This is a genomic window from Bacteroides caecigallinarum (assembly GCF_021530995.1).
GTDB lineage: Bacteria > Bacteroidota > Bacteroidia > Bacteroidales > Bacteroidaceae > Phocaeicola > Phocaeicola faecigallinarum.
This window is the reverse complement of sequence record NZ_JADYTF010000061.1, coordinates 1-20,825: the sequence shown is the minus strand read 5'-3', so window position 1 is coordinate 20,825 and position 20,825 is coordinate 1. Positions and strand designations below refer to the sequence as shown.

Below are 20,825 nucleotides of genomic sequence, written 5' to 3'. Positions count from 1 at the left end.
ATTGAAGGGAATCAAGCTATTACGTTATGGAACAAGTGTCTCATGTTTATAAGAGATAACGTTAACGCAACAGCTTTTAAAACATGGTTTGAGCCTATTGTTCCACTTAAATATGAGAACAAGGCATTAACTATAGGGGTACCAAGTCCTTTCTTCTATGAATATTTGGAAGAAAAGTACGTTGGGTTACTTCGTGCCGCCATTTATAAAGAAATAGGTGAAGGTACGGAGTTGATGTATTCTATACTTACAGATAAAACAAATCAAATAACCGTCAATATAGAGGGAACAAAGCGTTCGCAAGCCGTACAACAAACTAGTGTACAAAATGCGAACAAAACTCCAAACCCTTTACAAGCACAAGTTGTACAAGATTTAGATCCACATCTAAATCCTAATTACAATTTTGACAACTTTATTAAAGGTACGAGCAATGAATTCTCAAGAACAGTAGCTGAGACCGTTGCCCAAAACCCTGCCAGAACATTCAATCCATTATTTATTTACGGTCCTTCAGGAGTTGGCAAGACTCATCTTGTCAATGCAATTGGTACACGCATAAAAGAACTATATCCTGAAAAGAGAGTTTTATATGTATCTGCACATTTGTTCCAGGTGCAATACACTGACTCAGTAAGAACAAACCATTTCAACGATTTTATTACTTTCTACCAAACTATTGACGTTCTTATCATTGATGATATTCAAGAGTTTGCAGGTGTTACTAAAACTCAAAATACCTTCTTCCATATATTCAATCACCTACATCAGAATGGAAAGCAGCTTATTCTAACTTCCGACCGCGCACCTGTAATGCTGCAAGGAATGGAAGACCGCTTGCTTACACGTTTTAAATGGGGACTTGTAGCAGAGTTAGAAAAGCCTGATACAGAATTACGTAAAAACATTTTGCGTAATAAGATAAGAAAAGACGGATTGACTATATCAGAATCAGTAATAAGCTATATCGCAGAAAATGTGAACGAGAGCGTCCGTGAACTTGAAGGTATAGTAAACTCACTATTGGCACAGTCTATCCTGTTCAAACGCGATATAGATATTGACTTAACACAAAGAATAGTGAGAAAGGCTGTCAAATGCGCTGAGGTTAAGCCTGTCACTGTTGAGGATATTATTGAGAAGGTTTGTGAGTACTATAAAGTTGACACTTCAACAATTCATACTAAAACAAGAAAAAGAGAAGTTGTTCAAGTCAGACAGGTTGCAATGTATCTTGCCAAAAAACATACTGAGACATCATCATCCAAAATTGGCCAGATGATAGGCAAGAAAGACCATGCTACTGTACTGCATGCCTGCAAGATAGTAAAAGACCAGGTTGATGTAGACAAAGCATTTAAAGCTGAAATTGATGAAATTGAAGCTACATTAAGAGTAAGATAAAAAATAAGCCACATATTAAATGTGGCTTATTTTTTTTATTCTTTAAAGAACCCCTGACGTTGTAAAACCTTTACTAATCCAGAAGACATCAGTTCATTATCAGATTTTCTATATCTTATATCCGTAAATATCTGCGCCAATGTTTCTTTATTATTAATTGATATAAAATTCATATTTTCAGGAAGAGATTCCTTATATGAATATATGCTATCTATATCTTCAGGTGAATATTGGTGATAAACCTCCTCATGAACAATCCCTTTCAAAGGCAATCTATCCGGTTGTGCAGGAGCCTCATCAGGATATCCCACTGTTATTGTCGCTACAGGAAAAACCAATTCCGGCAGTTTGAGCAAATCTATAATAGGTTCAGGATTATAAATTGTTGTACCCAAATAGCAGGTTCCCAAACCGGCATCTTCAGCCAATGTACAGAAATTTTGAGTAAATAATAATGCGTCTGAAAGAGCATTTACAAACGACAGAAAATTATCATATCCCGGTTCCGCCTTTCTTTGCTTACACCACAGACTGAAGCGATTGAAATCAGCGCAAAATGTCAATACTACCGGAGCATTAGTTACCATAGGCTGATTAAAATGCATTGGAGCCAATTTGGATTTCATTTCGTTACTACGGGTTACCACAACACTATACAACTGCATATTCCCCATAGTAGCTGCCCTGGAAGCCTCTTCAATAAGCCCGTTTAACAAATCCGCAGGAATATCCTGAGATTTATATTTACGTATTGTTCTTCTATTTTTTATTGAATCCATAATTTAAAATCATTTTCTACAAAGATAATATAAAAAAAAGACATTATCAATTTTATTATACTATTATTAGATATCAGTTTGTCTTGTTTATCAAAAAAGAAAACTTTATGGTTTTACAAATTTCACAAATAACTGATAATCAGAAGCAAAAACACACAAAGTGGAAAACTTTATTTTTCTGTTGATAACTTTATGTATTTTTTCTTTGCATATAAAAAAAACATTAATAGCTTTGTAGCATTCAATCATATATCGAAAAATCTACATAAAAAAACAATTCAACTGAAGTTAAAAAACTATATTCTTATAATATTGTGGAAAAAAAAACTTACAGCTACAATGAAGCCTACGAAGCTTCATTAGAGTATTTCAACGGAGACGAACTTGCCGCACGCGTTTGGGTAAATAAGTATGCGGTAAAAGACTCATTCGGGAACATTTATGAAAAATCTCCCAATGACATGCATTGGCGTTTGGCCAATGAAGTAGCCAGAATTGAAGCAAACTATCCTAACAGCATGACTTCACAGGAATTGTTTGATTTGTTCGATCACTTCAAATACATTGTTCCTCAAGGAAGCCCTATGACAGGTATCGGAAACGAATATCAGGTTGCTTCTCTATCCAACTGTTTCGTAATCGGACTTGACGGAAAAGCCGATTCATACGGAGCTATTATCCGTATTGACGAAGAACAGGTGCAGCTTATGAAACGCAGAGGCGGTGTAGGTCACGACCTTTCACATATACGTCCCAAAGGCTCGCCTGTAAAGAACTCTGCACTTACATCTACAGGTCTTGTTCCATTTATGGAACGTTATTCCAATTCAACCAGAGAGGTTGCACAGGACGGACGTAGAGGTGCGCTTATGCTGAGCGTATCCATCAAACACCCTGATTCAGAATCTTTCATCGACGCAAAGATGACAGAAGGCAAGGTTACAGGAGCAAACGTTTCTGTAAAACTTGATGATGAATTCATGCAGGCTGCTGTTGACAACAAACCATATACACAGAAATTCCCTATTGATTCAGACAAGCCACAGTTCTCAAAAGAAATCAACGCCAACGAACTATGGAAAAAAATTGTGCACAATGCATGGAAATCGGCTGAACCGGGAGTTTTATTCTGGGATACTATTTTGAGAGAATCTGTTCCTGACTGCTATGCCGACCTCGGTTTCAGAACAGTATCTACAAACCCTTGCGGAGAAATTCCATTGTGTCCGTACGATTCATGCCGTCTATTAGCAATCAATCTTTACTCATACGTTGTAAATCCATTTACAAAGGATGCATATTTCGATTTTGACCTGTTCAAGACACACGTAAGATACGCTCAGAGAATAATGGACGACATCATCGACCTTGAACTGGAAAAGATTGGTCTTATCCTTGAAAAGATTGACTCAGACCCTGAAAATGATGAGGTTAAAAATACAGAACGTCATCTTTGGGAAAAGATATACAGAAAGTCAGGACTTGGAAGACGTACAGGAGTGGGTATTACAGCCGAAGGTGACATGCTTGCCGCTATGGGACTGAGATACGGCACAGAAGAAGCTACCGAATTCTCAGAAAAAGTACATAAGACCATTGCTATCGAAGCATACCGTTCGTCAGTTATTATGGCTAAAGAACGTGGTGCATTCGAAATCTATGACAGCGAAAGAGAAAAAGATAATCCTTTCGTAAACCGTATAAAGGAAGCAGATCCTGCGCTGTACGAAGATATGGTGAAATACGGACGTAGAAACATCGCCTGCCTTACTATTGCTCCTACTGGTACTACAAGTCTTATGACACAGACCACTTCCGGCATCGAACCGGTATTCATGCCTGTATATAAAAGACGTCGCAAGGTAAATCCTAACGATGAAAACGTAAGAATTGATTTCGTCGATGAAACAGGAGATGCTTTCGAAGAATATATCGTATTCCACCACAAGTTCCTCACTTGGATGAAAGTGAACGGTATTGATACCACTAAGAATTATTCACAGGAAGAAATAGACGAACTTGTAGCGAAATCACCATACTACAAAGCTACATCAAACGATGTTGACTGGCTGATGAAAGTCAAGATGCAGGGACGCATACAGAAATGGGTTGACCATTCAATCAGTGTTACTATAAACTTACCTAACAATGTTGACGAAGAGCTAGTAAACAATCTTTACGTAGAAGCATGGCGTTCAGGCTGCAAGGGATGTACAGTCTATCGCGACGGTTCGCGTGCGGGAGTCCTCATCTCAACACAAAAGACTGATAAGGAAGAAAAACGCAAAGAGAAAGAAGAAGAATGCAGATGCAAACGTCCTGAAGTTGTAGAAGTAAGACCAAAGGTACTCGAAGCAGACGTTGTACGCTTCCAGAACAACAAAGAGAAATGGGTGGCATTCGTAGGATTGCTTGACGGACATCCATACGAAATCTTTACCGGTCTTCAAGATGATGAGGAAGGTATAGTACTTCCTAAGTCTGTAACTTGCGGTAAAATCATCAAGAATATTGATGAGAACGGAAACAAGCGCTACGACTTCCAGTTCGAAAACAAACGCGGCTACAAGATGACCGTAGAAGGACTTTCCGAACGTTTCAACAAGGAATACTGGAACTATGCGAAACTTATTTCCGGAGTCTTACGCTGGAGAATGCCAATCGATCAGGTTATCAAACTGGTAGGTTCACTTCAGCTTGACAGCGAGAACATCAACACATGGAAGGTCGGTGTTGAACGCGCTCTGAAGAAATATGTACAGGACGGAACAGAAGCAAAAGGAATGAAATGTCCTAACTGTGGAAACGAAACATTGGTTTATCAGGAAGGATGTCTGATATGTACCACTTGCGGTTCCTCAAGATGCGGATAATATACTTAAAAACATAAATGACAAACTTAGGCGAAGAATAACCGCACAACAACGGAATTCTTCGCCTTTACTTTTTTAAACCAATCTGTTTTTATTTTTTCGGATATGAAAGCCCAATCAATGAACATCGTCCTCAACGAGATGAAATTCTACTCTTTTCATGGAGTACTTCCGCAGGAGAATACCGTAGGAGCAGTATACAGAGTAAGCCTGAACCTTGAAACAGACTTCAGCGAGGCAGCAGCCACCGACAATCTTGAAGGTACAATCAACTATGCCGAAGTACACGAGGCTGTAAAGGAAGAGATGAGTATACCGGTTAAACTCCTTGAACACCTCGCCTACAGGATATCAAAACGTCTGTTTGCTGACTTCCCGACCATCAAAAGTATAGAGATAACAATATTCAAGGAAAACCCGCCAATGGGAGCCGACTGCAAGGATGTGGGAATCAAAGTGAAATATTTTCGATAAAAAATCGGCAAAATGTTTGGATTATAAAAAATAATACATACATTTGCCGCAGAAACAACAAATAACATAACATTTTATGAGAACTTCATTGGTAAATACATTCTTCTGGTGGCACCACTTACAACTCCAAAAGTCGTAAGGGCATCAGTCGCGTGTATATATACCAAACAAATGATATAGGGAATATAAAAGCAGAACGGGCTGCCGTACTTTACGGCAGCCCGTTCTGCTTTTTTGCATTTTCAGAAACAATTAAAACATTATCGATATGAAATCTTACCAAGTAAACGAAAAAGGTTATTACGGAGAATTCGGCGGAGCATACATCCCCGAAATACTCCACAGATGTGTAAGCGAACTTCAGGAAGCATACTCAAGAGTTCTTGAGGACGAAGGATTCAAGAAAGAATACGCACAGTTGCTGAAAGACTATGTGGGACGCCCTTCCCCACTCTATCTTGCAAAGCGACTTTCAGAGAAATACGGCTGCAAGATCTATCTGAAAAGAGAGGACCTGAACCACACGGGGGCCCACAAAATCAACAATGCCATAGGTCAGGTACTACTTGCCAAACGTATGGGAAAAACCAGAATCATTGCTGAAACAGGAGCCGGCCAGCATGGTGTGGCTACAGCAACGGTCTGCGCACTTATGGGAATGGAATGTATAGTGTATATGGGAAAAACCGATGTGGAACGCCAGCACGTAAACGTGGAACGAATGAAAATGCTTGGAGCTACTGTCTGCCCGGTAACTTCCGGCAACATGACTCTGAAAGATGCCACAAACGAAGCCATACGCGACTGGTGCTGCCATCCTGCCGATACCTACTACGTGATAGGCTCTACAGTAGGCCCTCACCCCTATCCTGATATGGTGGCAAGACTTCAGTCCGTTATCAGCGAAGAGATCAAGAAGCAGCTCATGGAACACGAAGGACGCGATTACCCGGACTATCTGATGGCTTGCATAGGCGGCGGAAGCAATGCAGCAGGGACGATATTCCACTATCTGGACGATGAGAGAGTAAAAATAGTACTTGCCGAAGCAGGCGGACTGGGATTGAACAGTGGTATGTCAGCTGCCACAATCCAACTGGGTAAAATCGGTATCATTCATGGTTTCAAGACTCTGGTGATGCAGGATGCCAACGGTCAGATTCTCGAACCTTATTCCATCTCTGCCGGTCTGGACTATCCGGGAATAGGTCCTATGCACGCAAACCTGGCCAAAGAACACCGAGCTACAGTCTTGGCTATAAACGATGACGAAGCTATCAAGGCTGCCTACGAACTCACCCTCCTTGAAGGCATTATACCAGCCCTGGAATCGGCACATGCCTTGGGAGCTTTAGAGAAAATGAATTTCAAACCTTCGGATATTGTTGTACTGACAGTGTCGGGAAGAGGCGACAAGGATATTGAGACTTATTTGAAGTATAAGGGTTGTTAGTCTTTAATTATTAGTTTTTAATTTTTAATTATCCAAAGATGAATACAAAATACAAATACACCACCATCCACAAATCAATACTGGGAGACCTACATACCCCGGTAAGCACATACCTGAAAGTGCGCGACCTTTTCCCTCAGAGTGTACTGATGGAGAGTTCGGACTATCACGGAACGGAAAACAACAAGTCATTCATCGGCCTCAACCCGATAGCAAGCATAAGCATAAACCACGGGAAAGCCATCGCCACCTACCCCGACGGAACTGCAGAAGAGACTTCTGTTAAGTGTAAGGAAAGCGTGGAAGATGCCATAAATACCTTCCTCGAACATTTCAGTATAGAAGGTGAATACTCGTCATACTGCGGAGTGTATGGCTACACTACTTTCAATGCAGTCCGCTATTTCGAAAACATAGACGTTCAGGACAGTATCGACGAGAAGAACGACGCGCCTGAGATTTTATACATATTATATAAATACCTCATCGTTTTCCACGGATTCAAGAGCGAGATGGTACTCCTCGAACTGCAGTCGCCCGGTGAAGCGAGCCATATAGACGAGATAGAGAAAGCCATAAACAACCGCAACTTCACTGCATACGAGTTCAGAACTGTAGGAGAAACCACCAGCACACTGACAGACGACGAACATCGCGAGAACATACGCCGCGGTATTAGCCACTGCATGAGGGGCGACGTCTTCCAGATAGTGATGTCAAGACGCTTCATACAGAGATACGAAGGCGACGACTTCAAGCTCTACCGTGCCCTGCGAAGCATAAACCCGTCGCCATACCTGTTCTACTTCGATTTCGGCGGATTCAGAATTTTCGGCTCGTCACCGGAAACACACTGCAAGATTGAGGACGGCATAGCAAGCATAGACCCGATAGCGGGAACCACAAAAAGGACAGGCAGCAAGGAAGCCGACCGCAAGGCAGCCGAAGCCCTGCTTGCCGACCCAAAGGAGAATGCCGAACACGTCATGTTAGTGGACTTAGCAAGAAACGACCTGAGCCGCAACTGCCACGAAGTGAAAGTGGATTTCTACAAGGAGCCCCAATACTACAGCCACGTGATACACCTCGTGAGCCGTGTGAGCGGAAAAGTAAACGCCGGAGCCGATGCCGTAAGTACATTCATCGACACCTTCCCGGCAGGAACACTGAGCGGAGCGCCGAAAGTGATGGCAATGCAACTCATCAGCAAGTACGAACCACACAACCGTGGCGTTTACGGAGGATGTATAGGTTTCATCAGCCTGGACGGGAAAAGCATTAATCAGGCGATAACGATACGCACATTCGTAAGCCGCAACAACGAGCTCTGGTTTCAGGCAGGAGGCGGAATAGTGGCAAAAAGTAATGTAGAAAACGAACTGCAGGAAGTAAACAACAAGCTCGGAGCACTGAGAAAAGCCATCGAACTGGCAGAGAAATTATAAAACACTAAAAACTAAACAAAATGAAAATAGTAATCATAGACAACTACGACTCATTCACATACAACCTCAGCCACCTCGTAAAGGAGCTTGGCGCAGAAGTGACAGTACTCAGAAACGACTGTTTCAATATGGAAGAACTCGAGGAGTTCGACAAGATACTCCTCTCCCCCGGCCCGGGAATACCCGAAGAGGCAGGACTCCTTCTCGACGTGATAAGCACCTACTCCGGCCGCAAGCCTATCCTTGGTGTATGCCTTGGCGAACAGGCCATAGGCGAAGTGTTCGGAGGAAAACTGGTAAACCTGAAAGAAGTATATCACGGAATACAAAGTAAAATCCGCATCACAGCCGATGATTATATCTTCAAAGGTCTTCCCGAAGAAATCCCCGTAGGAAGATACCACTCATGGGTAGTAGACAGCGATTCTCTCCCCGACTGTCTGGAAGTGACAGCTGTAAGCGCGGAAGGCTACATAATGGCAATCAGACACAAGGAATACGATGTCCGAGGCATTCAGTTCCACCCGGAATCGGTACTTACCCCCGACGGTAAGAAGATGATTGAGAACTGGATTCGAGAAAATTAAAAAACTGCTACAATGAAAGAAATACTTAAACGACTATTCAATCATGAAGAACTAACACGCCAGGAAGCATGTTCGCTCATGAAAAACATAACGGGAGAGAAATACAACAACACCCAGATAGCATCACTCCTCACAGTGTTCCAGATGAGGGGTATAACAGTAGAAGAACTCATCGGTTTCCGCGAAGCACTCCTCAGCACACGTGTCAATGTTGATTTGAGCGAATACAGACCAATAGACATAGTTGGCACCGGAGGCGACGGCAAGAACACATTCAATATCTCCACATGCGCCTGCTTCGTAGTGGCGGGAGCCGGATACAAGGTGGCCAAACACGGTAACTACGGCAGCACCTCCGTAAGCGGAGCAAGCAACGTGATGGAGGAACACGGAGTGAAATTCACCAACGACAATTCCCGCCTGAGAAAGTCGATGGAAGAATGCGGAATGGCATATATGCACGCGCCCCTGTTCAATCCGGCCATGAAGACCGTAGCATCCGTAAGGAAGGAACTCGGAGTGAGAAGCATCTTCAACCTGCTCGGTCCGCTCATCAACCCATGCATCCCGGCATACCAGTTGCTCGGAGTGGCCGACCTCACACTGATGCGCCTCTACACTAACACCCTGCAACGTCTCGGAATAGGTTTCGCCGTGGTGAACAACCTTGACGGATACGACGAAATATCCCTCACCGACGAGTTCAAGGTTATGACCAACCGCTATGAAACCATCTGCAAACCTTCCGATATAGGTTTCACCATAGCACGCCGCGAAGAACTATACGGAGGAAACACCATCGGCGAGGCAGCAGAAATTTTCGACAATGTGCTGGACAACCGCGCCACAAAGGCACAGACCGAATGCGTACTGATAAACGCATCATTCGCCATACAGGCCATAGAACCGCAACTGCCGATAGAGGAATGTGTGGCCAAGGCACGCGAGTCGCTCGAAAGCGGACGCGCCATGCAGACACTGAAGAAATTCATCCAGATAAACCAATAATCAACTCCACCAATATGAAAGAAGATATTCTCACACAGATAATAGCCAACAAACGCAAGGAAATCAGCCGTCAGACGGAAGCCGTAAGCATGAAGCAGCTCGAAGCTATAATAGCCATGCGTGAAACACGAGAGCCTTTAAGCCTCAGCCGTTCGGTAATGTCATCACCCACCGGAATAATATCAGAATTCAAAAGACGTTCTCCATCAAAGGGCTGGATAAACCGCGAAGCCGATGTCCGGCTGATAACCGGAGGATATGCCGAAGCCGGAGCAGCAGGACTGTCAGTCCTGACAGACACCGATTTCTTTGGAGGCAGCGAAGGCGACCTCCTCAAAGCTCGCCTTTCAGCTCCATCCACCCCCATCCTGAGAAAGGATTTCATCATATCGGAATATCAGATATTGCAGTCCGCAGCCATTCAGGCAGACGCCATACTGCTCATTGCCGCCGCTCTTGAGAAGGACGAATGCAGGCGCCTTGCCGAAATGGCTCACAGCCTCGGGCTGGAAGTCCTGCTTGAAGTTCATTCGGAAGACGAGCTGGAATATGCGACGGACTGTATCGACCTCATAGGAGTGAACAACCGGAACCTAGGCAGTTTCCACACCGATGTGGAAAACTCATTCCGCCTTGCCGAAAGACTTCCGAAAGGAATACCGCACATATCGGAAAGCGGAATTTCTGGGGCAGAAACCATCATCAAACTCCGACAAGCCGGCTACAACGGATTCCTCATGGGCGAATCGTTCATGAAGACCGAAAATCCCGCAATTGCCCTGAGAACGCACATCGAAGACCTGGAAAAAGCGTCAAAGCGGTTAACCGCCACGGCATAATTGGCGTAACACGTACGTGTAACGGGCGTAACACGAACGTGTGACGCGTGTAGCACGAACGTGCAACGCGTGTGACACGAACGTGTAACGCCAATTGGATACAGTCATTACAAAACACAATACACCCCAAAGATGATTATAAAAGTATGCGGCATGAAACATGCTGGGAATATAAGAGCATTGGACAAACTGAAACCGGACATGACGGGGTTCATCTTCCACCCATCGTCCCCGCGTTTCGCTGATGAAGTTCCGGAGTACATGCCGGCTTCATCGCTCCGCGTCGGAGTGTTCGTAAACAGCGATACGGACTATATATTATATAAGGTAAGGGAATTCGGTCTAAACCTTGTGCAACTACACGGAAATGAATCGCCCGAACAATGCAGAGCCATACGAAGCAAAGGCATAGACATAATAAAAACCTTCTCTCTAAAAACTGACAATGCCGACACCATAACAGCCCCATATGACGGACTGTGCCGATACTATCTGTTCGACACACCATGTGCGGCGTACGGCGGCTCCGGCAAGACATTCGACTGGACGCTCACACAAAGCTATCACGGCAACACCCCCTTCCTGCTCAGCGGCGGAATCAGGCCGGAAAGCCTGGAGCGGATAACCGCGTTCCGCCATCCGTCGTTCGCCGGAATAGACATCAACAGCGGTTTCGAAACGGCTCCGGGCATGAAAGATACCGAAGCAATCTACGAATTCATGAAACGATTAAGATAACCATAAAAACAGATACAACTATGGACAGAATAAACGAACTCTTCAGCAACAAGAAACATGACATCCTCTCAATCTATTTCTGTGCGGGCGCGCCTAAAGCCGACAATACAGCAGAAGTGATAACCTCGCTCGAAAAGAACGGAGTGGATATGATTGAAATAGGAATACCCTTCAGCGACCCTCTGGCCGACGGTCTTGTGATTCAGGACGCGTCATGTCAGGCACTACGCAACGGCATGACACTGACCGGCCTTTTCGCACAGCTGGAAAGCATCCGCAACACAGTGAGCATACCTCTCATCCTGATGGGCTATCTCAATCCGATAATGCAATACGGAACAGACTCGTTTTTCGAGAGCTGCCACCGTACGGGGATTGACGGAGTAATTATCCCCGACCTCCCTTTCACCGAATACATGCAGTCCGTAAAACCCGTTGCCGAAAAGTACGGCATCAAGGTTATAATGCTCATCACCCCCGAAACATCGGAAGAAAGAATACGCCTCATCGACGATAATACCGAAGGATTCATCTACATGGTATCGTCGGCAGCCGTAACCGGAGCACAGAAGGACTTTGACGCCCGGAAACAGGAATACTTCAAGAGGATAGAAGGCATGAACCTGCGCAACCCGCGCATGATAGGTTTCGGCATCTCAAACCGCCGTACATACGAGGCGGCGGCAGCACACGCCGCAGGGTGCATCATCGGAAGCCGGTTCGTGACCCTACTCAATGAAGAAAGCGGGAATGCAGAGCGGGCAATAATCAGGCTGAAAAGGGATTTGGAAATAGAATAAAATCAAACAATGTTTAACCGGCGTTTAAACGGTATTTAAAATACTGTTTAAACGCCGGTTAACTTTATCATAATATTGAACTATAATCCTAACATCGCAGATGGCTTGATATTAAGAATCTGGCACAATAATCTGGCAATTCTCAAAGTTGGCTCCGAACGACCGGACACGTAATCGCTGACTCTTGAAGGACTTACTCCTAACTCTGCCGCAAGCTGTTTTTGTGTCATCCCTTTCTCTTCCAGCGAAAGTTCTATTAACTCCGATACTGTTGGTTTATTAATAGGGAAATGTTCTTTCTCGTAAGCAATCACTATATCAGACATCATAGTAAGTTCTACAGCCTTATTATCATTGGCTGGAGTATTTTCATCTACAAGGGGAAGAAGTTCCTCAATACGATTTAACGCAAACTCATATTGTTCCTTTTTTATATTACTCATATCATGTAACTTTAAAGTGTTGAACAATCCAATTTATCATACTCTTTATGGGTGCAAACCTTACGGATAAAAATATACCCCATTGTAAACTTTACTACAACTATCAGGCGATAATTATTCCCGCGTATATTAAAAACATAATGCTGATTACCAACATAATCAACCGATGGAAAATCCACTTTAATTTCAGATAAATTTTTCCAATCAGCCTTTTCTGCGACATCATACCAGCGCTCTAAGGCTACACGTGAATCCTCATACCCTTTTGTCTCATAAAATTCCTTCAATCTTTTATGTGAAACAATCCTCATAAAATCCGTTTTTGCAAAGTTATCAATTATTCTGAAAATCAATACTATTATACTAAAATATTTTCAAATCCAATATCAGTATTATCGCTTAAATATTACAATACTTACGCGCCAAATACATATTTCAGTTTTTTTATCACATCATCAAGCGTAAAACATATACCCGATTTACCTGTCATTATAAATCAAGGCACAAGTATTTACTTTACAAATAGTAAGAAAACAAGCATGAATACAATCACTCCATACGACTTCCGGTTGACAATAGGCTACAATTCCATTAAAATTATATTGATTAACATTTTTAAATAAGATATAAACTTCATATCTTTGCGTCCAAACAAAGATACAGATACTGCATTATGATTAAACCGGATTACCCGTCAGTCCTGCTCATATACACAGGAGGTACCATAGGAATGATAGAAAACCCTGAGACAGGGGCACTGGAAGCATTCAATTTCGACCAGTTGCAGGAAAACGTTCCTGAACTGAAAAGATTCAACTACCGTATCTCGTCATACCAGTTCAATCCGCCAATCGACTCGTCGGATATGGAACCGTCGCTTTGGGCCAAGCTGGTGAAAATAATCGACTATAATTACGACAATTTCGACGGATTCGTCATTCTTCATGGTACAGATACCATGGCATATACAGCCTCGGCACTCAGTTTCATGCTTGAAAACCTGAGCAAGCCTGTCATTCTTACCGGTAGCCAGTTGCCAATCGGAGTTCTGCGCACCGACGGTAAGGAAAACCTCATAACATCAATAGAAATTGCAGCTGCAAAACATCCGGACGGAACAGCCGTGGTACCCGAAGTATGTATCTTTTTCGAGAACCATCTGCTGAGGGGTAACCGCACAACAAAAATCAACGCAGAAAATTTCAATGCCTTCCGCTCATACAACTATCCAGCACTTGCCACTGCCGGAATACACATAAAATATGAGTATGACAAGATAAAGAAAGTACAGCCGGGAGTGCCGATGCACCCTCACTATGTGTTCGACACCAACGTTCTGGTATTGACCATATTCCCTGGAATTCAGGAGAAACTGGTACGCACAGTACTCAACACTCCGGGCTTGAAAGCTGTTGTACTGAAGACATACGGCTCGGGAAACGCACCGCAGAAAGAATGGTTCATAAAACTACTGGCAGAAGCGACACGTAACGGAATTGTAATAGTTAATATAACGCAATGTCAGACAGGAATGGTGGAAATGGGACGCTACGAAACCGGACTTCATCTGCTTGATGCCGGAGTAATAAGCGGCTATGACGCTACTGTAGAGAGTGTTTTGACAAAACTCATGTTCCTGCTCGGTCACGGACTGACACCGCGTGAGGTAAGAAACGAAATGAGCCGCTCAATAGCCGGAGAATTCACCAAACCGGTGTTGTAACACAAATGTAATATTTATTTCACACATCAGTAATAAAATCGCATCATCTTTGCACCAGAAAATAATATTGAATACATTTGTGAAACAATAAATAAAGGCATTATGAACGATTACAGAATTTTAGTCGTAGATGATGAAGAAGATTTGTGTGAAATCTTGAAATTCAACTTAGAGACCGAAGGCTATCTGGTGGATACGGCCAATTCGGCAGAGGAAGCTTTGAAACTGGACCTGACCCAATATAATGTCCTTCTACTGGACGTAATGATGGGCGAAATTTCAGGTTTCAGAATGGCCAGTATGATGAAAAAGAATAAGGATACGGCAAATATCCCTATCATTTTCATCACTGCAAAGGACACGGAAAACGACACACTCACAGGATTTAACCTGGGAGCGGACGACTACATATCCAAACCTTTCTCACTGCGAGAAGTACTGGCCAGGGTAAAAGCAGTAATCCGACGTACAGCAAGCGTACAGAACAAGAGTAACGACCAGCTGGTATTCAAGGATCTGGTAGTTGACTCCGGTAAAAAGAAAGTAGTCATACGAGGGGAAGAAATATCACTGACAAAAAAAGAATTTGAAATACTCCTGCTCCTACTGCAAAATCAGGGAAGAGTATTTTCGCGCGAGGACATACTGGCAAAAGTATGGCATGACGAAGTATATGTACTGGACCGCACTATCGACGTAAACATCACACGATTAAGAAAGAAAATAGGAGAATACGGAAAATACATTGTAACACGTCTGGGATATGGATATTGTTTCGAATGTGAATAATTAATTGTAAACAAAAAAATGACAAAGTTTAACATACGTCTCCTCACTTTCAGCCGTAAGTTGTTCCTGTCTGTCATAACTCTGTTCGTAGCATTTGCAGCATGCTTCATGCTGTTCCAATATCAACGCGAAAAATCATACAAGACAGAACTTCTGAACACACAATTACAGAACTACAACGAACAGCTGTACAGCTATATGGCTGATGCCGGTTCACTAGACTCGCTGAAAAACTATATCATGACACACATGATTCCGAATCTGCGTGTCACTATAATCACTCCCGAAGGTAAAGTCATATTCGACTCTACCGACAAGAACCTTGATGAATTCCAGAACCACTCTTCAAGAAAGGAAGTTCAGGACGCACTGATGTACGGTAGCGGGTATGCCATAAACAGATTCTCTGAAAGTATTGACGGCGAAGAATTCTTCTATTCCGCAAAATACTTTCCAAAGCACCGCATAATCATACGCTCGGCCCTGCCGTACAATGTAAGCCTTACAGAACATCTCGAGGCTGATATGGGTTATGTGTGGTTTACGATACTCATCTGCATAGTTCTTATGGTGATATTCTACAGGTTCACATACAAATTGGGAAAATCAATCACCAACCTGCAGCAATTCGCCCTGAAAGCCGACAAGAACGAACCTATAGACATGGATATACTGCGCACATTCCCCAAAAACGAACTGGGAGAAATATCGCAACACATCATCACTATATACAAGAGACTGCACAGAGCCAAAGAAGCGCTCTACATAGAAAGAGAAAAACTGATTTCGCACTTGCAGACATCGCACGAGGGTCTTGGCGTATTCACGAAAGAGAGGAAGGAAATTCTGGTAAACAGTCTGTTTACACAGTATATCAACAATATATCCGACTGCAACCTGAGCTCTACCGACGAAATATTCACTATCCCAGAGCTCAAACCTATCATAGAGTTCCTCAACAAGAACGAAGGGAACTACAGCAAGGAAGAGAAAAGAACGGCACTCCATCTGAACAAAAACGCGCGTACGTTCACCATAGAGTGTATCATCTTCCAGGACCTGTCGTTCGAGATATCAATTAACGACATCACTCAGGAAGAAGAACAGGCGCGACTGAAAAGACAGCTCACGCAGAATATCGCTCACGAGCTTAAAACCCCCGTAAGCAGCATTCAGGGCTATCTGGAGACAATACTCAGCAATCCTAACATACCGAAGGACACAGTAAAGACCTTCCTGGAAAGAAGCTACGCACAGAGCAACCGACTCACTACCCTGCTGCGCGACATCTCCGTACTGACCCGTATGGACGAGGCACCGGAAATGATGGAAAGAGAAGCAGTGAACCTGAGTCTTGTGGTAGAGAATATAATCAACGAGGTAAATCTCGGACTGGAAGAGAAACATATCAAGGTGATAAACCTTATGCCACAGGCACTGATGATAAACGGCAACCACTCTCTGCTCTACTCCATCTTCAGAAACCTGATGGACAATGCCATAGCATACGCAGGAACAAACATACACATCACCATAAACTGTTTCCGCGAGGACGATACGTTCTATTATTTCAGTTTCTCTGATTCCGGAGTCGGTGTAGAGGAAGAACATCTTACACGTTTGTTCGAACGTTTCTACAGAGTCGATAAAGGGCGTTCAAGAAAACTCGGCGGCACAGGTCTGGGACTTGCAATAGTCAAGAACGCAGTGCTTTTCCACGGAGGAACCATCTTTGCGAAGAACGCTCCGAACGGAGGACTGGAATTCGTATTTACACTGCAGAAATAAACCAACATAATCGGGGCTGCCAAGCATAAAAAGGCAAGCCCCGATTTTATGTATATATAATAATGTGGAAAAGCAATATAGAAAAACAAAAAACATTTTGACAAGTGGAGTTTGCAAAACAGCAAAATCACTTAAAAATATTCATAAAATGCAAGAAAAAGTTTGCATCCGAAGGTTGCAAAAATGAATAAAAGAAGTAAATTTGCGTTCGGAATAGGCAAGTGTGCAAATCCAATGGTTTACGATAATAACTTATTTTTTTATTACCAATAAAAACGTAAAGAATATGACTTATTCACACGAAGTTGAACACATGTGTGTTGTAAAAAAAGGACCTAATCATGGTCCGGCTCCAATTCCTGAAGAAGGAAAATGGGTTAAATCAAAAGAAATCAAAGACATTTCAGGTTTGACTCACGGTATCGGTTGGTGTGCTCCTCAGCAGGGTGCTTGTAAACTGACTCTTAACGTGAAAGAAGGTATCATCCAGGAAGCATTGGTTGAAACAATCGGTTGCTCTGGTATGACTCACTCTGCAGCTATGGCTTCAGAAATCCTTCCAGGTAAGACAGTTCTTGAAGCATTGAACACAGACTTGGTTTGCGACGCTATCAATACTGCAATGCGCGAATTGTTCTTGCAGATTGTTTACGGACGTACTCAGTCAGCTTTCTCAGAAGGCGGTTTGATGATCGGTGCAGGTCTTGAAGACTTGGGTAAAGGTCTCCGTAGCCAGGTAGGTACATTGTACGGAACATTAGCTAAAGGTCCTCGTTACCTTGAAATGGCTGAAGGATATATCAAGACTATCGCTTTGGATGAAAACGATGAGATCTGCGGATACGAATTCGTTCACCTTGGCAAGTTCATGGATGAAATCAAGAAAGGTACAGACGCTAACGAAGCATTGAAGAAAGTAACAGGTACTTACGGACGCTTCACAGCAGAACAGGGTGCAGTTAAACACATTGATCCACGTCACGAATAATATAAGGAGGAAAGAACATTATGATTAGAGAAGTAAAATTTGAAAGCCAGGACCGTCGTATCAAACAGATTCTTGCTGCTTTGAACGAAAACGGTATCAAAGACATCGAAGAAGCTAACGCTATCTGCGAACAGTATGGTCTTGATCCTTATAAAACTTGTGAAGAAACTCAGCCTATCTGCTTCGAAAATGCTAAATGGGCATACGTTGTAGGTTGTGCAATCGCTTTGAAGAAAGGTTGCAAAAACGCCGCTGAAGCTGCTGAAGCTATCGGTATCGGTTTGCAGTCATTCTGTATCCCAGGTTCAGTAGCTGACGACCGTAAAGTAGGTCTTGGCCACGGTAACTTGGCTGCTATGTTGCTTCGCGAAGAAACTAAATGTTTCGCATTCTTGGCAGGTCACGAATCATTCGCCGCTGCTGAAGGTGCTATCAAAATCGCTGCAAAAGCAGACAAAGTACGTAAAGAACCTCTCCGTTGTATCTTGAACGGTCTTGGAAAAGACGCTGCTCAGATCATCTCTCGTATCAACGGATTTACTTACGTTCAGACTCAGTTCGACTACTACACTGGCGAATTGAAAGTAGTTCGTGAAATCGCTTACTCAAACGGTCCTCGTGCAAAAGTAAAATGCTACGGAGCTGACGAAGTTCGCGAAGGTGTAGCTATCATGTGGAAAGAAGGCGTAGACGTATCAATCACTGGTAACTCTACTAACCCTACTCGTTTCCAGCACCCAGTTGCAGGTACTTACAAGAAAGAACGCGTTCTTGCTGGTAAGCCATACTTCTCAGTAGCTTCAGGTGGTGGTACAGGTCGTACACTTCACCCGGATAACATGGCTGCTGGTCCTGCTTCTTACGGTATGACAGATACTATGGGTCGTATGCACTCAGACGCTCAGTTCGCTGGATCTTCATCAGTTCCTGCTCACGTAGAAATGATGGGATTCTTGGGTATCGGTAACAACCCTATGGTAGGATGTACAGTTGCATGTGCAGTTGACGTTGCTACTGCTTTGAATAAGTAATTTATACTTAATCAAATATATGGAGAATGTATCTGCAAAAAGATACATTCTCTTATTTTTAAATTTAGACATATTTAATGGGAAAGCGTTTCCATTCATAACTTACAAAAGATATTAGAGCTTTTGCTCTTATTCTCCATTCTGAAAACCGCCAATTTGAAGTACGTGAGAATAAGCAAGTGGGAGTTCACGTCCTTATTGGGCGTGAACTGTTCGTGCTTATTTGCGTACAAGGTGCTTGGCGGTTCCTCAGAATGAAATAAGATACGAATGGTTCCGCCCCTTTTTTTGTATTTCATGGTACACATTGGACATTTGATAGAAGAAGAACTCCGCAAACAGGAACGTTCTGTAACATGGTTCGCAAATAAACTTTATTGCGACAGGACAAATGTGTATAGTATTTTCAAGCGTGAAAGTATCGACACTGCCCTATTACTACGAATTTCCAATATACTTAAACACAATTTCTTTTACTATTATACAAAAGAATTAAAATAGCGTGACTTATTTTCTACATTTATGTTAATTTAAACACACAAAACTTCCATAGCAGATTACTCATTATTTACTTAATTTGCATAAAAATATTTCAAAATGGAAAGTAACATTGGGATTTATAATCAATATTTATGGAGAATTCTCTTTCTAATAAACAAAAAATAAAAACGACACGTGTTTGCACACTAATGATTACTCATGCATGTAATCTTAACTGCACATATTGTTTTGAAAAATATAAATCATCAAAAAAAATGACTTTTGAAGTTGCTAAAAATATACTAAAAAATGAATTCAAAACATATAAAGGTGACATTAAAAGCGAACGCTTGGCTATTGAATTATTTGGTGGTGAACCATTAACAAACTTTTCTCTCATAAAAGACATTTACGAATGGACAAAAAGTCAAGCATTACCATTCAATTATATTTTTCAAATAACAACAAATGGAACGTTATTATCTTCTAATATTAAACAATGGTTGAAAGAAAGAAAAGATGATTTTAGAATCGTAATGTCTGTTGACGGAACAGAAGTCATGCAACAAACTAATAGAGGTTGTAAAATTTCTGATTTACCTATTACTTTTATAAAAGAAACATGGCCAAACTCATACTTTAAACTTACACTCTCCTCTGAAACTTTACATAGTTACTCAAATGGTATTATATCCCTATACGAACAGGGATTCAAAATAGCTAGTTCTTTGGCAGAAGGACAAAAATGGAAAGAAAATGATGATATTGTATACAGGCATGAACTTGAAAAAATTGCAGAATATTTCCTTAATCACCCTGAAAAGGATTTAGAACATCCTTTTAATTTTTTATTCAAGGAATATACTGATAAAAGAATTAATGAAAAAATACCTCATAAAAATTGTGGCTGTGGAACCACAATTGCAATGTATGATATTGACGGGAAATTGTACCCATGCCATTTATTCCTACCTATGGTACATGGAAATAAAAATATTTTGGAAAATATTAAGAATGTTGATTTTACAAATACATCAACTTTAATCGATAAACAATGTGCTTCCTGTAGTATTTTAAAAGTCTGCAAGACATGCTATGGCTATAACTATTCCCAAAGAAACAACATCACATCACGAGACAAAGGAATGTGTAAACTAAGATTAGTAGAGGCACAAGTAATATC

General features: G+C 42.2%; 19 protein-coding genes. 16 read left to right on the top strand and 3 right to left on the bottom strand.

Annotated features, from left to right (window positions below):
* Complete coding sequence (gene dnaA, locus I6E24_RS09445) at nucleotides 1–1,404, top strand: chromosomal replication initiator protein DnaA (protein WP_394800388.1); 1,404 nt, start codon at nucleotides 1–3, stop codon at nucleotides 1,402–1,404.
* Between the two features lie 35 nt (nucleotides 1,405–1,439).
* Here dnaA and I6E24_RS09440 read toward each other — a convergent pair whose 3' ends face one another.
* Entirely contained in the window at nucleotides 1,440–2,183 is a 744-nt protein-coding gene (locus I6E24_RS09440) for an NADPH-dependent oxidoreductase (RefSeq protein WP_235328191.1), read from the bottom strand.
* A 314-nt stretch (nucleotides 2,184–2,497) separates the two neighbouring features.
* On the opposite strand from I6E24_RS09440, the gene I6E24_RS09435 reads away from it, so the two are divergent.
* The 9 genes from I6E24_RS09435 to trpA all read left to right on the top strand — a co-directional run bounded on the left by I6E24_RS09435 (nucleotide 2,498) and on the right by trpA (nucleotide 12,400).
* Entirely contained in the window at nucleotides 2,498–5,056 is a 2,559-nt protein-coding gene (locus I6E24_RS09435) for an adenosylcobalamin-dependent ribonucleoside-diphosphate reductase (RefSeq protein WP_235328189.1), read from the top strand.
* A gap of 105 nt (nucleotides 5,057–5,161) precedes the next feature.
* Complete coding sequence (gene folB / locus I6E24_RS09430) at nucleotides 5,162–5,530, top strand: dihydroneopterin aldolase (RefSeq protein WP_235328187.1); 369 nt, start codon at nucleotides 5,162–5,164, stop codon at nucleotides 5,528–5,530.
* Between the two features lie 268 nt (nucleotides 5,531–5,798).
* Nucleotides 5,799–6,983 (top strand): tryptophan synthase subunit beta, encoded by a 1,185-nt coding sequence (gene trpB / locus I6E24_RS09425; protein ID WP_235328185.1) that lies wholly within the window; start codon nucleotides 5,799–5,801, stop codon nucleotides 6,981–6,983.
* A gap of 38 nt (nucleotides 6,984–7,021) precedes the next feature.
* On the top strand, nucleotides 7,022–8,428 hold the full coding sequence (locus I6E24_RS09420; protein WP_235328184.1) for an anthranilate synthase component I family protein: 1,407 nt from the start codon (nucleotides 7,022–7,024) through the stop codon (nucleotides 8,426–8,428).
* Between the two features lie 20 nt (nucleotides 8,429–8,448).
* Entirely contained in the window at nucleotides 8,449–9,015 is a 567-nt protein-coding gene (locus I6E24_RS09415; RefSeq protein ID WP_235328182.1) for an anthranilate synthase component II, read from the top strand.
* Between the two features lie 12 nt (nucleotides 9,016–9,027).
* Nucleotides 9,028–10,023, top strand: coding sequence for an anthranilate phosphoribosyltransferase (gene trpD, locus I6E24_RS09410; protein WP_235328180.1), 996 nt, complete (start codon nucleotides 9,028–9,030; stop codon nucleotides 10,021–10,023).
* A gap of 14 nt (nucleotides 10,024–10,037) precedes the next feature.
* The gene (gene trpC, locus I6E24_RS09405; protein WP_235328179.1) at nucleotides 10,038–10,862 is read left to right on the top strand and encodes an indole-3-glycerol phosphate synthase TrpC; all 825 of its coding nucleotides are present in this window, start codon (nucleotides 10,038–10,040) and stop codon (nucleotides 10,860–10,862) included.
* A gap of 132 nt (nucleotides 10,863–10,994) precedes the next feature.
* Entirely contained in the window at nucleotides 10,995–11,600 is a 606-nt protein-coding gene (locus I6E24_RS09400) for a phosphoribosylanthranilate isomerase (protein ID WP_235328177.1), read from the top strand.
* A 20-nt stretch (nucleotides 11,601–11,620) separates the two neighbouring features.
* Nucleotides 11,621–12,400: a tryptophan synthase subunit alpha gene (trpA, locus tag I6E24_RS09395; RefSeq protein WP_235328176.1), complete on the top strand. Its 780-nt coding sequence runs from the start codon at nucleotides 11,621–11,623 to the stop codon at nucleotides 12,398–12,400.
* An 80-nt stretch (nucleotides 12,401–12,480) separates the two neighbouring features.
* Here trpA and I6E24_RS09390 read toward each other — a convergent pair whose 3' ends face one another.
* Nucleotides 12,481–12,843 (bottom strand): helix-turn-helix domain-containing protein, encoded by a 363-nt coding sequence (locus I6E24_RS09390; RefSeq protein ID WP_235328174.1) that lies wholly within the window; start codon nucleotides 12,841–12,843, stop codon nucleotides 12,481–12,483.
* Nucleotides 12,844–12,854: 11 nt separating this feature from the next.
* Nucleotides 12,855–13,154, bottom strand: coding sequence for a type II toxin-antitoxin system HigB family toxin (locus I6E24_RS09385; RefSeq protein ID WP_235328173.1), 300 nt, complete (start codon nucleotides 13,152–13,154; stop codon nucleotides 12,855–12,857).
* Between the two features lie 362 nt (nucleotides 13,155–13,516).
* Here I6E24_RS09385 and I6E24_RS09380 point away from each other — a divergent pair, with 362 nt between their 5' ends.
* The 6 genes from I6E24_RS09380 to I6E24_RS09350 all read left to right on the top strand — a co-directional run.
* On the top strand, nucleotides 13,517–14,566 hold the full coding sequence (locus tag I6E24_RS09380; RefSeq protein ID WP_235328171.1) for an asparaginase: 1,050 nt from the start codon (nucleotides 13,517–13,519) through the stop codon (nucleotides 14,564–14,566).
* A 102-nt stretch (nucleotides 14,567–14,668) separates the two neighbouring features.
* Nucleotides 14,669–15,355 (top strand): response regulator transcription factor, encoded by a 687-nt coding sequence (locus I6E24_RS09375; RefSeq protein WP_154044052.1) that lies wholly within the window; start codon nucleotides 14,669–14,671, stop codon nucleotides 15,353–15,355.
* Nucleotides 15,356–15,373: 18 nt separating this feature from the next.
* On the top strand, nucleotides 15,374–17,143 hold the full coding sequence (locus tag I6E24_RS09370) for a sensor histidine kinase (protein WP_235328170.1): 1,770 nt from the start codon (nucleotides 15,374–15,376) through the stop codon (nucleotides 17,141–17,143).
* 286 nt (nucleotides 17,144–17,429) lie between these two features.
* Complete coding sequence (locus tag I6E24_RS09365; protein WP_154044054.1) at nucleotides 17,430–18,131, top strand: iron-sulfur cluster assembly scaffold protein; 702 nt, start codon at nucleotides 17,430–17,432, stop codon at nucleotides 18,129–18,131.
* A gap of 20 nt (nucleotides 18,132–18,151) precedes the next feature.
* Nucleotides 18,152–19,162, top strand: coding sequence for a GGGtGRT protein (locus I6E24_RS09360; RefSeq protein ID WP_235328169.1), 1,011 nt, complete (start codon nucleotides 18,152–18,154; stop codon nucleotides 19,160–19,162).
* Between the two features lie 632 nt (nucleotides 19,163–19,794).
* Nucleotides 19,795–20,825, top strand: a 1,031-nt coding sequence (locus I6E24_RS09350; protein ID WP_235328166.1) for a radical SAM/SPASM domain-containing protein, incomplete at its 3' end; no start/stop codon positions are given.

Coding starts and splice junctions, on each gene's coding strand:
- I6E24_RS09440 (WP_235328191.1), bottom strand. CDS start 2,183: ATGGATTCAATAAAAAATAGAAGAACAATACGTAAATATAAATCTCAG.
- folB (WP_235328187.1), top strand. CDS start 5,162: ATGAAAGCCCAATCAATGAACATCGTCCTCAACGAGATGAAATTCTAC.
- trpB (WP_235328185.1), top strand. CDS start 5,799: ATGAAATCTTACCAAGTAAACGAAAAAGGTTATTACGGAGAATTCGGC.
- I6E24_RS09420 (WP_235328184.1), top strand. CDS start 7,022: ATGAATACAAAATACAAATACACCACCATCCACAAATCAATACTGGGA.
- I6E24_RS09415 (WP_235328182.1), top strand. CDS start 8,449: ATGAAAATAGTAATCATAGACAACTACGACTCATTCACATACAACCTC.
- trpD (WP_235328180.1), top strand. CDS start 9,028: ATGAAAGAAATACTTAAACGACTATTCAATCATGAAGAACTAACACGC.
- trpC (WP_235328179.1), top strand. CDS start 10,038: ATGAAAGAAGATATTCTCACACAGATAATAGCCAACAAACGCAAGGAA.
- I6E24_RS09400 (WP_235328177.1), top strand. CDS start 10,995: ATGATTATAAAAGTATGCGGCATGAAACATGCTGGGAATATAAGAGCA.
- trpA (WP_235328176.1), top strand. CDS start 11,621: ATGGACAGAATAAACGAACTCTTCAGCAACAAGAAACATGACATCCTC.
- I6E24_RS09390 (WP_235328174.1), bottom strand. CDS start 12,843: ATGAGTAATATAAAAAAGGAACAATATGAGTTTGCGTTAAATCGTATT.
- I6E24_RS09385 (WP_235328173.1), bottom strand. CDS start 13,154: ATGAGGATTGTTTCACATAAAAGATTGAAGGAATTTTATGAGACAAAA.
- I6E24_RS09380 (WP_235328171.1), top strand. CDS start 13,517: ATGATTAAACCGGATTACCCGTCAGTCCTGCTCATATACACAGGAGGT.
- I6E24_RS09375 (WP_154044052.1), top strand. CDS start 14,669: ATGAACGATTACAGAATTTTAGTCGTAGATGATGAAGAAGATTTGTGT.
- I6E24_RS09370 (WP_235328170.1), top strand. CDS start 15,374: ATGACAAAGTTTAACATACGTCTCCTCACTTTCAGCCGTAAGTTGTTC.
- I6E24_RS09365 (WP_154044054.1), top strand. CDS start 17,430: ATGACTTATTCACACGAAGTTGAACACATGTGTGTTGTAAAAAAAGGA.
- I6E24_RS09360 (WP_235328169.1), top strand. CDS start 18,152: ATGATTAGAGAAGTAAAATTTGAAAGCCAGGACCGTCGTATCAAACAG.